The 11,943-nt window shown below is 70.3% G+C and carries 14 protein-coding genes; 7 read left to right on the forward strand and 7 right to left on the reverse strand.

Annotated features, from left to right (window positions below; genetic code table 11):
* Positions 1 to 176 precede the first annotated feature (176 nt).
* Genes ACFYXE_RS01830 through ACFYXE_RS01845 form a run of 4 tightly spaced genes read left to right on the forward strand, consistent with a single transcriptional unit; the run spans position 177 to position 3,164 of the window.
* Positions 177 to 692 carry a phosphatase PAP2 family protein gene (locus ACFYXE_RS01830; protein ID WP_389307942.1) on the forward strand — a complete coding sequence of 172 codons (516 nt, stop codon included), beginning with the start codon at positions 177 to 179 and terminating at the stop codon, positions 690 to 692.
* A complete protein-coding gene (locus tag ACFYXE_RS01835; protein WP_389307944.1) occupies positions 692 to 1,648 on the forward strand; it encodes a decaprenyl-phosphate phosphoribosyltransferase in 957 nt (318 codons plus the stop codon). The genes ACFYXE_RS01830 and ACFYXE_RS01835 overlap by 1 nt, the downstream gene beginning before the upstream one ends.
* A complete protein-coding gene (locus ACFYXE_RS01840; protein ID WP_361177848.1) occupies positions 1,645 to 2,124 on the forward strand; it encodes a GtrA family protein in 480 nt (159 codons plus the stop codon). Before ACFYXE_RS01835 ends, ACFYXE_RS01840 begins: the two co-directional genes overlap by 4 nt.
* Positions 2,112 to 3,164 (forward strand): YhjD/YihY/BrkB family envelope integrity protein, encoded by a 1,053-nt coding sequence (locus ACFYXE_RS01845; protein ID WP_389307947.1) that lies wholly within the window; start codon positions 2,112 to 2,114, stop codon positions 3,162 to 3,164. Before ACFYXE_RS01840 ends, ACFYXE_RS01845 begins: the two co-directional genes overlap by 13 nt.
* Here ACFYXE_RS01845 and ACFYXE_RS01850 read toward each other — a convergent pair.
* Positions 3,155 to 4,381 carry a D-alanyl-D-alanine carboxypeptidase family protein gene (locus tag ACFYXE_RS01850; RefSeq protein ID WP_389307949.1) on the reverse strand — a complete coding sequence of 409 codons (1,227 nt, stop codon included), beginning with the start codon at positions 4,379 to 4,381 and terminating at the stop codon, positions 3,155 to 3,157. The two genes, ACFYXE_RS01845 and ACFYXE_RS01850, sit on opposite strands and share 10 nt — an antisense overlap.
* A 163-nt stretch (positions 4,382 to 4,544) precedes the next feature.
* On the opposite strand from ACFYXE_RS01850, the gene ACFYXE_RS01855 reads away from it, so the two are divergent.
* From ACFYXE_RS01855 to ACFYXE_RS01865, 3 genes are all read left to right on the forward strand, one after another.
* Positions 4,545 to 4,787: an SCO4848 family membrane protein gene (locus ACFYXE_RS01855; protein WP_055566125.1), complete on the forward strand. Its 243-nt coding sequence runs from the start codon at positions 4,545 to 4,547 to the stop codon at positions 4,785 to 4,787.
* 2 nt (positions 4,788 to 4,789) lie between these two features.
* Positions 4,790 to 6,133, forward strand: coding sequence for a metallophosphoesterase (locus ACFYXE_RS01860; RefSeq protein WP_389307951.1), 1,344 nt, complete (start codon positions 4,790 to 4,792; stop codon positions 6,131 to 6,133).
* Between the two features lie 278 nt (positions 6,134 to 6,411).
* A complete protein-coding gene (locus tag ACFYXE_RS01865) occupies positions 6,412 to 6,807 on the forward strand; it encodes an ATP-binding protein (protein ID WP_389307953.1) in 396 nt (131 codons plus the stop codon).
* Positions 6,808 to 6,870: 63 nt separating this feature from the next.
* On the opposite strand, the gene ACFYXE_RS01870 is transcribed toward ACFYXE_RS01865, so the two are convergent.
* The 6 genes from ACFYXE_RS01870 to ACFYXE_RS01895 all read right to left on the reverse strand — a co-directional run bounded on the left by ACFYXE_RS01870 (position 6,871) and on the right by ACFYXE_RS01895 (position 11,763).
* Positions 6,871 to 7,281 (reverse strand): VOC family protein, encoded by a 411-nt coding sequence (locus ACFYXE_RS01870; RefSeq protein ID WP_389309448.1) that lies wholly within the window; start codon positions 7,279 to 7,281, stop codon positions 6,871 to 6,873.
* Between the two features lie 309 nt (positions 7,282 to 7,590).
* Positions 7,591 to 8,355 (reverse strand): succinate dehydrogenase iron-sulfur subunit, encoded by a 765-nt coding sequence (locus ACFYXE_RS01875; protein ID WP_361177838.1) that lies wholly within the window; start codon positions 8,353 to 8,355, stop codon positions 7,591 to 7,593.
* Positions 8,355 to 10,109, reverse strand: a complete 1,755-nt coding sequence (sdhA, locus tag ACFYXE_RS01880) for a succinate dehydrogenase flavoprotein subunit (RefSeq protein ID WP_361177836.1) — start codon at positions 10,107 to 10,109, stop codon at positions 8,355 to 8,357. The genes ACFYXE_RS01875 and sdhA overlap by 1 nt, the downstream gene beginning before the upstream one ends.
* Positions 10,110 to 10,125: 16 nt before the next feature.
* Positions 10,126 to 10,620, reverse strand: a complete 495-nt coding sequence (locus tag ACFYXE_RS01885; protein WP_361177834.1) for a succinate dehydrogenase hydrophobic membrane anchor subunit — start codon at positions 10,618 to 10,620, stop codon at positions 10,126 to 10,128.
* A gap of 8 nt (positions 10,621 to 10,628) precedes the next feature.
* The gene (gene sdhC, locus ACFYXE_RS01890) at positions 10,629 to 11,009 is read right to left on the reverse strand and encodes a succinate dehydrogenase, cytochrome b556 subunit (RefSeq protein WP_150185849.1); all 381 of its coding nucleotides are present in this window, start codon (positions 11,007 to 11,009) and stop codon (positions 10,629 to 10,631) included.
* Positions 11,010 to 11,157: 148 nt separating this feature from the next.
* Positions 11,158 to 11,763 carry a 2-oxo-4-hydroxy-4-carboxy-5-ureidoimidazoline decarboxylase gene (locus ACFYXE_RS01895; RefSeq protein WP_389307956.1) on the reverse strand — a complete coding sequence of 202 codons (606 nt, stop codon included), beginning with the start codon at positions 11,761 to 11,763 and terminating at the stop codon, positions 11,158 to 11,160.
* Between the last annotated feature and the right edge of the window lie 180 nt (positions 11,764 to 11,943).

Genomic DNA, 11,943 nt, shown 5'->3' on the forward strand with positions numbered 1-11,943 from the left:
AAGTGTGCGGTTTGCTCTAAATCATCCGCTCTCTCACCGAAATGGGTGATTGAGCGAGTGTCATTCAACATTGTCGAAAATATTGGCAGTTTGCCTAGAAGAGTCGAGATGCCCAGCTCTTGCCCAGCTCTCGAATGTCCTTGAACGTCCTTGAATGTCTTCGAAAAAGAGGCGACATGCACGACATGGACCACCGGTTGCTGTCGGCCCTGCGCGACTGCGGCACCGACCCGCGCGTGGCGTCCGCCGCCCGCACCCTGTCCCGTACCGGCGAGCACGGCGCGCTCTGGATCGCCGCGGGCCTGGTGGGCGCCGCCGTCGACCGCGAGCGCCGCGGCGCCTGGCTGCGCGGCACGGCGCTCACCGCGGCCGCCCACCTGGCCAGCATGGGCGTCAAGCGGATCGTCCGCCGCCCCCGCCCGGCCGACCGCGGAGACGTCGAACCCCTCGTCCGCACCGCGGGCCGGCACTCCTTCCCCAGCTCGCACGCCACCTCGGCGGCCGCCGCCACCGTCGCCTACGGCGCGCTGCGCCCCGTCGGCGCCCATCTCGTCCCACCGCTGGCCGCCGCCATGTGCGTCTCCCGGCTGGTCGTCGGCGTCCACTACCCCACGGACGTGGCCGCCGGCGCGGCGCTCGGCGCCCTCACCGCGCGCGTGGGCGCCGCCTGGATGAACGGAGGCCGCGGCTGATGCCTGAACGTATCTCCACCGTCCTGGAGCGGCCGGGACCGCCGCAGCCGTCGCGCCCGGCGGCCACCGGGCTGCCCCTCGGCCTCCTGAAGACCGCGCGCCCCCGACAGTGGGTGAAGAACGTCCTCGTCGTCGCGGCGCCCGCCGCCGCCGGCGAGCTCTTCTCCCGGCACGCCCTGATCCAAGTCGCGATCGTCTTCGCGCTGTTCACCGCCGCCGCGTCCGCCGTCTATCTGATCAACGACGCGCGCGACGCGGACGCCGACCGCGCCCACCCCACCAAGTGCCGCAGGCCCGTCGCCGCGGGACAGGTGCCGGTGCCCGTCGCGTACGCCGTCGGCGGGCTCCTCGCCGTCCTCGCGCCCACGGCCGCCGCCGTCCTGTGCACACCGCTGACCGCGGCGCTCCTGGCCGCCTACGTAGGCATGCAACTCGCCTACTGCATCAGCCTCAAGCACGTCCTGGTCGTCGACCTCACCATCGTCACGACCGGCTTCCTGATGCGCGCCATGATCGGCGGCCTCGCCCTCGACATCCCGCTCTCGCGCTGGTTCCTCATCACGACCGGCTTCGGCGCGCTCTTCATGGTCTCCGCCAAGCGCTACTCCGAGGCCGTCCAGATGTCCGCCGACTCGGAGAAGCTGGGCGCCACGCGCGCGTTGCTCACCGAGTACACCACCGGCTACCTCCGCTTCGTGTGGCAGCTGGCCGCCGGGGTCGCCGTCCTCGCGTACTGCCTGTGGGCGATGGAGGAGGGCGGCACCGCCAACGGAAGCCTGCTGCCGTGGCGCCAGCTGTCCATGGCCGCCTTCATCCTCGCGATCCTGCGCTACGCCGTCTTCGCCGACCGGGGCACCGCGGGCGAGCCCGAGGACGTCGTGCTGCGGGACCGGGCGCTCGCGGTGATCGGCCTGGTGTGGCTCGCGATGTACGGGCTCGCGGTCACGGACTGGTGAGCTCGTCCCCGCGCGAGCGGCTGCGGGCGCTCGGCCCCGAACTGCTCGGCTTCGCCGCCGCCGGCCTCTGCGCATACGCCGCCGACCTCGGCCTCTTCGTCTGGCTGCGCGGCCCCGTGGGCCTGGACCCGCTGACCGCCAAGGCCCTGTCCTTCCTCGCGGGGTGCTCGGTGGCGTACGCCGGCAACGCGCTCGGCACCTACCGGAGCAGGACCGCGGACGTCCCGCGGCTGCGCCAGTACGCGGTGTTCTTCGCCGTCAACATCGCGGGTGCCCTCGTCCAGCTGCTGTGCATCGCCGTGTCCCACTACGGGCTCGGGCTGACCTCGCAGCGCGCGGACACCGTCTCGGGCGCCGGAATCGGCATGGCACTCGCCACTGTTCTGCGGTTCTGGGGTACACGGACCTTGGTCTTCCGCACATCGGGCAGGACATCGGACAGGACCGCAGGTACGGAGGCGTCATGGACTGGTTGAAGAAACTGCCCGGCATCGGGCCGCTCGTCGAGAAGGCGATGCGCACGCACGCGTGGCAGGCCTACGAACGGCTCGACCAGGTGCACTGGGCGCGCCTCGCGGCCGCCATGACGTTCATCAGTTTCCTCGCGCTGTTCCCGCTGCTGACCGTCGCCGCCGCGATCGCCGCGGCGACGCTCTCGAAGAAGCAGCAGGACACCCTGGAGAGCAAGATCTCCGAGCAGGTCCCCGGCATCTCCGACCAGCTCAACCTGGACGCGCTGGTGGCCAACGCGGGCACCGTGGGCCTCGTCGCGGGCGCCCTGCTGCTCTTCACCGGCATCGGCTGGGTCGGCTCGATAAGGGAGTGCCTGCGGGCCGTCTGGGAGCTGGCGGACGAGGAGGAGAACCCCGTCCTGCGCAAGGCCAAGGACGCCGGGGTCCTCATCGGGCTCGGCGGCGTGGGCCTCGCGTCGTTCGCCGCGTCGGCGCTCGCCTCGACCGCCGTCGGCTGGGCCGCCGACCTCATCGGCATCGACGAGCAGGGCTGGGGCGCGGTGTTGCTCCAGGTCATCGCGTTCGCCATCGCCGTCCTCGCGGACTTCCTGCTGCTGCTGTACGTCCTGACGCTGCTGCCCGGCGTCCAGCCGCCCCGGCGCTCGCTCATCACCGCGGGGCTGATCGGCGCGGCCGGCTTCGAACTGCTCAAACTGCTGCTCGGCGGCTACATCAAGGGCGTCGCGTCGAAGAACATGTACGGCGCCTTCGGCGTGCCCGTCGCGCTGCTCCTGTGGATCAACTTCACGGCGAAGCTGATGCTGTTCTGCGCGGCCTGGACGGCCACGCGGAAGGCGAGGACCACGGAGGACCCGGCCGCGGAGGGCGCGGCCACGGAGGACCCGGCCGCGCAGGCGGGCGCTGAGGACTCACCCGCGGAAGTCACCCGTACAGGGGACGGAAAAGGCGAAGAGGCAGTCTCCGTAGAGGCCGCCTCCTCGCCCGCTCCCTCCGAAGGAGCCACCCGCGCGGACCGCTTCTCCGAAGAGCGCCGTCAGTCCTGACGCGCGTCCTGACGCGCGCGCCGCCCGCCCTGGCCGGGCAGCGGCAGCCGGCGACGGATCACGAAGACGCCGGCGGCGAGCACCGCGAGGACGCCGCCCGTGACGGCGAGGGCGGTGCCCATGCCGGTCGACCCGTCCTCGGAGGAGTGCGCCGCGTTCTCGGTGGCGTCCTTGCCCGCGCCGCCGCTGCCCGGGGCGCCCTTGCCCGCGCCGCCCGTGTCCGCGCCCCTCGGCGCGACGAGCTCACCCACCGGGTCGACCTTGCCCGCGGCCTTGAAGCCCCAGTCGAAGAGCCGCGCGGTCTCCTTGTAGACCGCGTGCGGCTCTCCGGAGGAGGGGTTCATGACGGTCACGAGGAGGACCTTGCCGTCGCGCTCGGCCACACCGGTGAAGGTGTTTCCCGCGTTCGTGGTGCTGCCGTTCTTGACGCCGGCGATGCCCTTGTAGGGGCTGATGCCGATGTCACCGGTGAGCAGCCGGTTGGTGTTCTGGATCGCGAAGGACTCGCGCTTCGTCTTGCCCTTGTCCTTGCCCTTGGTGACCTTCTTGGTCTCGCCGGGGAACTCGGCGGTGGCCGTCGAGCAGTACTCGCGGAAGTCCTTCTTCTGCAGCCCGGAGCGGGCGAACAGCGTCAGGTCGTACGCCGAGGAGACCTGGCCCTTGGCGTCGTAGCCGTCCGGGGAGACCACGTGCGTGTCGAGGGCCTGCAGCTCGTCGGCGTGCTTCTGCATGTCCTTGACGGTCTTCGGGACGCCGTCGTTCATCGCGGACAGCACGTGCACGGCGTCGTTGCCCGACCGCAGGAAGACGCCGAGCCACAGGTCGTGGACGGTGTACGTCTCCTTCTCCTTGATGCCGACCATGCTGCTGCCCGCGCCGATGCCCGCCAGGTCGGAGAGCTCGACCTTGTGCTTCTGCGTCTTGGGGAACTTCGGCAGCACGGTGTCGGCGAAGAGCATCTTGAGGGTGCTCGCCGGGGGCAGCCGCCAGTGCGCGTTGTGCGAGGCGAGGACCTCGCCGGACTCGGCGTCCGAGACGATCCAGGAACGGCCCGACAGCTCCTTGGGCAGCACGGGGGCGTTCGCCTTGAGCTTCACCTGGGTGCCGGGCTCACCGAGCCGGGCACCGCCCACGGTGGACATCTTGGCGGGCGGCTTCGGCTGGTCCTTGTCGCCCCCCGGCTTCTCGTCCGCGAGCGCGGGAGCTGCGGTCGACATGGTCAGCAATGCGGCGGAAGCGACCAACATGGCGGTCTTTTTTACGGCAGGCACGGACGAGAACGTACAGGGCCGGGCTGTGCAAGTCGCTTCCGCGGTGGGCTGTGTCCCCTCGTCCCCACCCCGGCGGCGGTGCGACGGAGAAGCTGGCGATACTGAACGTATGAAGCTCAGCCGCCCTGTCTCCTGGTTCCTGCTCGCCTTCGGGGTGTGGAGCTGGTTCATCTGGATCACTTTCGTCAAGAACCTGTGGAAGGACGGCAGTGGGCTGGCCTTCGACGACGCGGACAACCCGACCGGGTACTTCTGGGTGCACCTGACGCTTGCCGTTGTCTCCTTTGTCTTGGGGACGGTGGTAGGGACCATCGGGTTCCGCGGAGTCCGCGCCCTGCGGAGAACGTCATAGCCGTGATCGTCCTCGTGGTCCTTGTGGCCGTGGCCGTCCTCGCGGCCTTCGCCGGTCTTCACTGGTACGTGTGGCGCCGTCTGGTGCGCGACACCACGGCCGGGCCCGGGCTCGCCCGGCGTGCGGGCACGGCGGTCTTCGTCGCCGGTCCGCTGCTGATGTTCGGCGCGCTCGTCGCCGAGCGGACCGGGGCGCCCTTCCTGCTGCAGCGGGTGCTCGCCTGGCCGGGCTTCCTGTGGATGGCCCTCGCGCTCTATCTGCTCCTCGCGGTGCTCGCGGGGGAGCTGGTGCGGCCTCTGCTGCTGCGATGGACGGAGAAAAGGGCACGCCCCGTAGAGGCGGCTTCCGGGAGCGGCTCCTCCGTAGAGGTGGATTCCGAAACCGGCTCCTCCGTAGAGGCGGATCCCGAAACCGGCCCCTCCGTAGAGGCGGGTTCCGAAACCGGCCCCTCCGTAGAGGTGGGTCCCGGGAGTGGTCCCGCTGAAGGGAGCGGCTCCACCGCCGTTCCCGTCCGCGCCGCCCCCTCCCGCCGCCTCTTCGTCTCCCGCATCGTCGGCGGGGCCGCCGCGGCCGCCGCCGTGGGGACCGTGGGCCAGGGAACGTACGGCGTACTGCGCGGCCCCGGGGTGAAGCGGGTCACCGTGCCGCTGGCGAAACTGCCGCGTGCCGCGCACGGGTTCCGGATCGCCGTGGTCAGCGACATCCACCTCGGGCCGATCCTCGGGCGCGGCTTCACGCAGCGCTTGGTCGACACCGTCAACGCCACGCAGCCCGACCTGATCGCCGTGGTGGGCGACCTGGTCGACGGCACCGTCGAGCACCTGGGCCCGGCCGCCGCCCCGCTCGCCGGACTGCGGGCGCGGCACGGCGCGTACTTCGTGACGGGCAACCACGAGTACTTCTCCGGCGCCGAGGAGTGGGTGGAGCACGTGCGCGAGCTCGGCCTGCATCCGCTGCGGAACGCCCGTACCGAACTCCCCGCCTTCGACCTCGCGGGCGTCGACGACGTGGCGGGCGAGAGCGAGGGCAAGGGCCCGGACTTCGCCGAGGCGCTCGGCGACCGCGACCGTGCGCGGGCCGCCGTCCTCCTCGCGCACCAGCCGGTCGTCATCCACGACGCCGTCGAACACGGCGTCGACCTGCAGCTCTCCGGGCATACGCACGGCGGCCAGCTCTGGCCGGGCAACCTCGTCGCGGACCTGGCCAACCCGACGCTCGCGGGCCTGGAGCGGTACGGCGACACGCAGCTCTACGTGACGCGGGGCGCGGGTGCGTGGGGCCCGCCGGTACGGGTCGGGGCGCCGTCGGACATCACCGTCGTGGAGCTCGCGTCGCGGCAGGCCTGAGCCCGGCGGTATCCGGCCAGTGCCACCCGTAGGCACCGGCATGTGGGTGGGAACTGGCCAGATATGTGCGGGACGGGCGATGACGCAGTGACATCGTCCGGTCTCCCGGCGCAGCATGGGGAGCCGGACATCTGTACGGGTTCCCGACACGTGACGTATGTGGCGTGTGTGGGGTGTGTGTCGTGGATGACGCGCGTAGAGGCGCGTCGAGGGTGGGTCGGCGGTGCGTGAGGGCGGTACGGGGGTGCCGCGCCGCCTCAGGGGAGGGGACGTGGGACTTGCTGAGACGTGATGCCTTCAGGCTGCCGCCGCACCCGGCGTCGGTGCCGCTCGCCCGGACGCGGGTGCACGACCATCTGTCGGCGTGGGGGCACACGGCGGATCACGGCACGCTCGACGAGACCGTCCTCATCGTGTCGGAGCTGGCGACGAACGCGATCGTCCACGGACTCGTCGTGGAACGGGAGTTCGAGGTCGCGGTGACGGTGCTCGCCGACGGCTCGTGCTTCATCGAGGTGTCCGACGAGAGCCCGGCGGAACTCCAGGTGCGGACGGCCGACTGGGAGGACGAGACGGGCCGCGGCCTGCGCCTCCTCGACACGATCGCCGAGACGTGGGGCGTGTGGCGGCGGAGCGGGCACGGCAAGACGGTGTGGGCACTGGTGAAGGGCTGAGCGAACCCGTCCGCCGCGACCCCGCCCGGTGACCCCGCTCAGCAGCCCACCCGGCGACCCCGCTCAGGAACTCCGCGCCAGCTCCGGCCGCTTGAGGTAGTCCGTGAAGCCCACGACGTTCCCCCAGGGGTCGGCGATCTCCACGGTCCACCCCGTGGCCACGGAGAACGGCTCGGTCAGCGGCGGGACGCCCGCCGCCGTCAGGGCCCGGCCCTTCGCGCGGGCGTCGCGGACCTCCAGCCACAGGCGCGGCGCGGGCCACGCGGGCGTGCGCGGCACGATGCCGTCCTCCACGCGCAGCAGGACGCCCGGGGTCTCCTTGCCGATCTTCAGGATGGCGAGGCCGAGCTCGTCGATCCGGAAGGCGACGGGGAAGCCGGCCCGCTCGTAGAAGGCGACGGCCTCGCCGAGGTCGCCGACGGGGAACAGGACGTTGTCGAAGCCGAGGAGCCCGGCGGACGGGTCGTCGAGCAGTGCGGTGGACTGGTCAGCGGACAGGCCGACCGACTGGTTGTCTGACATTCCGTCAGGGTAGGGCGCGGCCCGCCACGGGCCCGCAGGCGCGCATGGCCCGTACGACCGGCCGTGAATCTTCGACCGTACGGCCCCCGCCACCGGTACTACCGATATGACCGGTCAACCGGAGCCGCCACCCTTACGACCGCTCCTGCCCCAGGCCCGAGACGGCCCGGCTTCGCGTTCCGCGTCACCCACCACCTACGCCAGGACCCCGCCTCCAGACGGAAGCGGGGCCCTGGCGTACGGCCGGTGGAGGCGGTGGGGTCAGAAGCGGCGGGTGATCAGGGCGCGCTTGACTTCCTGGATCGCCTTCGTGACCTCGATGCCGCGCGGGCACGCGTCCGTGCAGTTGAACGTCGTGCGGCAGCGCCACACGCCGTCCTTGTCGTTCAGGATCTCCAGGCGCTGCTCGCCCGCCTCGTCACGCGAGTCGAAGATGAAGCGGTGGGCGTTCACGATCGCGGCCGGGCCGAAGTACTGGCCGTCGTTCCAGAACACCGGGCACGAGGACGTGCACGCGGCGCACAGGATGCACTTGGTCGTGTCGTCGAAGCGCTCGCGGTCCTCGGCGGACTGCAGACGCTCGCGCGTCGGCTCGTTGCCCTTGGTGACCAGGAACGGCATCACGTCGCGGTACGCCTGGAAGAACGGGTCCATGTCGACGACCAGGTCCTTCAGGACCGTCAGACCCTTGATCGGCTCGACCGTGATCGGCTTGGCCGGGTTGATGTCCTTGATCAGGGTCTTGCAGGCAAGACGGTTCTTGCCGTTGATCCGCATGGCGTCCGAGCCGCAGATGCCGTGCGCGCAGGAGCGGCGGAACGTCAGCGTGCCGTCCAGCTCCCACTTGATCTTGTGGAGGCCGTCGAGGACGCGCTCCTTGGGGTCGATCTCCAGCTGGAAGTCTTCCCAGGTGGCGTCCGCCGAGACCTCCGGGTTGAAGCGGCGGATGCGGAACGTCACCGTGATCAGGTGCGAGCCGTTGTCCGCTTCGAGAGCCTCGAGCTTGTCCATCGTCGGGGTAGCCATCAGTACTTACGCTCCATCGGCTGGTAGCGGGTCTGGACGACCGGCTTGTAGTCGAGACGGATCGTCTCCGTGCCGTCGTCGCCGACCTCGCGGTACGCCATGGTGTGGCGCATGAAGTTGACGTCGTCGCGGTTCGGGAAGTCCTCGCGGTAGTGGCCGCCGCGGGACTCCTTGCGGGCGAGCGCGGACTGCGCCATGACCTCGGCCAGGTCGAGCAGGTTGCCCAGCTCGATGGCCTCCAGGAGGTCGGTGTTGAACCGCTTGCCCTTGTCCTGGATCGAGACGTTCTTGTAGCGGGCGCGGAGCTCGGCGATCTTCTCCACGGCCGTCTTGATCGTCTGCTCCGTGCGGAACACCATGACGTTGGCGTCCATGGTCTCCTGCAGCTCGGTGCGGAGCTCGTGGACCCGCTCGTTGCCCGAGGCGTCGCGCAGCTGCTCGACGAGGGAGACGACGAGCTCCTCCGGGTTCTCCGGGAGCTCGACGAAGTCGTTCTTCGCGGAGTACTCGGCGGCGGCGATGCCCGCACGGCGGCCGAAGACGTTGATGTCCAGGAGCGAGTTCGTGCCGAGGCGGTTGGCGCCGTGCACGGAGACGCAGGCCACCTCGCCCGCCGCGTACAGGCCCGGGACGACGGTCGAGTTGTCCGCGAGGACCTCGCCCTCGACGTTCGTCGGGATGCCGCCCATGGCGTAGTGCGCGGTCGGCTGGATCGGGATCGGGTCCGTGTAGGGCTCGATGCCGAGGTAGGTGCGCGCGAACTCGGTGATGTCCGGGAGCTTGGCGTCCAGCTGCTCCGGCGGGAGGTGCGTCAGGTCGAGGTAGACGTGGTCGCCCTCGGGACCGCAGCCGCGGCCCTCGCGGATCTCCGTGTAGATGGAGCGCGAGACGACGTCACGGGACGCGAGGTCCTTCATGACCGGCGCGTACTTCTCCATGAAGCGCTCGCCGTCCTTGTTGCGGAGGATGCCGCCCTCGCCGCGGGCGCCCTCCGTCAGAAGGATGCCCATGCGCCAGATGCCGGTCGGGTGGAACTGGAAGAACTCCATGTCCTCCAGCGGCAGCCCGCGCCGGTAGCAGGCCGCCTGGCCGTCACCGGTGAGCGTGTGCGCGTTCGAGGTCACCTTGAAGAACTTGCCGGTGCCGCCGGACGCGTAGATCACGGACTTGGCCTGGAAGATGTGGATCTCGCCGGTCGCCAGCTCGTACGCGACGACGCCCGCGCTCCTCTTGACCCCGTCCACCTCGACGATGATCTGGTCGAGGACGTAGAACTCGTTGAAGAACTCCACACCCTCCTTGACGCAGTTCTGGTAGAGGGTCTGGAGGATCATGTGGCCGGTGCGGTCCGCGGCGTAGCACGACCGGCGCACGGCGGCCTCGCCGTGGTTGCGGGTGTGCCCGCCGAAGCGGCGCTGGTCGATGGTGCCGTTCGGGGTGCGGTTGAACGGCAGGCCCATCTTCTCGAGGTCGAGGACCGCGTCGATGGCCTCCTTCGCGAGGATCTCGGCGGCGTCCTGGTCGACCAGGTAGTCGCCGCCCTTGATCGTGTCGAAGGTGTGCCACTCCCAGTTGTCCTCCTCCACGTTGGCGAGCGCGGCGGCCATGCCGCCCTGCGCCGCGCCCGTGTGGGAACGCGTGGGGTAGAGCTTGGTGAGCACGGCGGTGCGGCTGCGCTTCGTCGCCTCGATGGCGGCGCGCATGCCGGCGCCGCCCGCGCCGACGATGACGGTGTCGTACTTGTGAATCTTCACGGAAGTCGCCTCGGCTTTAGCGGATGTTCGGGTCGAAGGTGAAGATCACCAGCGTGCCCAGAAGGATGGTGAACACCGTGGCGGTGTACAGCAGGCCCTTGAGCCACAGACGCGTGTTCGGGCGCTCCGCGTAGTCGTTGATGACCGTGCGCAGGCCGTTGGCGCCGTGCAGCATCGCGAGCCACAGCATCAGCAGGTCCCAGACCTGCCAGAACGGCGAGGCCCAGCGGCCGGCGACGAACGCGAAGCCGATCTTGGAGACACCGCCGTCGAGCACCAGCTGGATCAGCAGGTGGCCGAGGACGAGGACGACCAGGACGACGCCGGACAGGCGCATGAAGAGCCATGCGGCCATCTCGAAGTTGCCGCGGGTCGAGCGCGGGGTCTTGGAGGTGCGCTTGCGCGGCGCCTCGATGACCGGGGCCGGGTTGTCCACGTCGTAGAGGGACGCGCCCTCGACGGGACCCACTCCGGACGTTGCGGACTTGTCGAGCGTGGTGTCAGCAGACATGTCTGGCGTCAGCTCCCGAAGACTTCACGGACGGCGTGGCCGAGGACGGGGTAGAGCGCCCCGACCATCAGGACCACCCAGATGCCGACGACGGTCCAGAGCATCTGCTTCTGGTAGCGGGGACCCTTCGACCAGAAGTCGACGGCGATGACGCGCAGGCCGTTGAGCGCGTGGAAGAGGATGGCGGCGACGAGGCCGTACTCGAGGAGTGCGACGATCGGCGTCTTGTAGGTGCTGACGACATCGTCGTACGCCTCCGGGGAGACGCGGACGAGAGCGGTGTCGAGCACATGCACGAACAGGAAGAAGAAGATGAGGACGCCGGTGACTCGATGAGCCACCCATGACCACATTCCTTCCCGGCCGCGGTACAGCGTTCCAGCCGGCACGGAAGAACCCTCCGGGAGCGGGGATTGGGGCCGGCCGGCTTCTCTGTCGGACGAGCCCGGCCGGGTACGGTCCACCGGCCGCTCGTCATCGTATCGACGAGTTGTCGGTAGCCCTGCCCCGGGTCCGCAGGTGTGATCAAACAGGCAATCAAACAGGCACGTACGGGCTATCGGGACACGGGGGCGGGCGACTCTCCGTGACGGCGTGTCCGGCGCCCCGGAGCAGGGCGAGCCTGGCGAGACGGCCGCGGGCGAGGCGGCGCAGCTCGTCGGCGGCGATCGCGCGCTCGTCCTCGGGATCGTTGCCGAGGCGTGACCGAATGCCAGCGAGCAGCTGGTCCAGGGCCTCGTCCGGCGGGACGTCGTCGAGGCAGATCACGAAGGTGTGGCCGAAGCGGCTCTCGTACGCGGCGTGGGCGGCGCGCAGGGCGGTGCGGGCCGCGATGTGCGTGGCCTGCGGGGTGATCTGGTGGGGGATCACCGGATCGAGGGGTTCGCAGGCCAGGGCCTCGGCGAGGTCGGCGGGGGAGAGGTCGTAGGCCGCCTCGTCGGACGCGGCGAGCAGGGCGTCCAGGTCGGGGTAGGGGCGGTGCGCGGCGACGCGGCGGGCCCAGCGGCGGCTGCCGCAGCAGGTCAGGAGGGCGGCTTCGGCCTCGCCCGGCGCGGCGGCGTTCAGCCCGTGCGGGGTGGCGCGGTCGGCGGGACGGGGGGAACGGTGCGGGGGCAGCGTGCGCTCCTGGGCAGGGGGCGGCAAGAAGGGGCCGTACGGGGTGTGGGGGTGTTCCAACGCTATCGAGTACGTGCGGAGACGTGTCCGAAGAATGAGCGAATTTCACTCGAATGAGAGAGTTTCGCTCCGTGCCGTGGACGAGCCGCCGTCGGGAGCCCGACGTAGCGTGGATCTATGGCTCTGACTTCTGGTGTGGCGTGCCCC

This window comes from Streptomyces sp. NPDC002564, from assembly GCF_042889645.1.
In the GTDB taxonomy this organism is placed as follows: Bacteria; Actinomycetota; Actinomycetes; order Streptomycetales; family Streptomycetaceae; genus Streptomyces.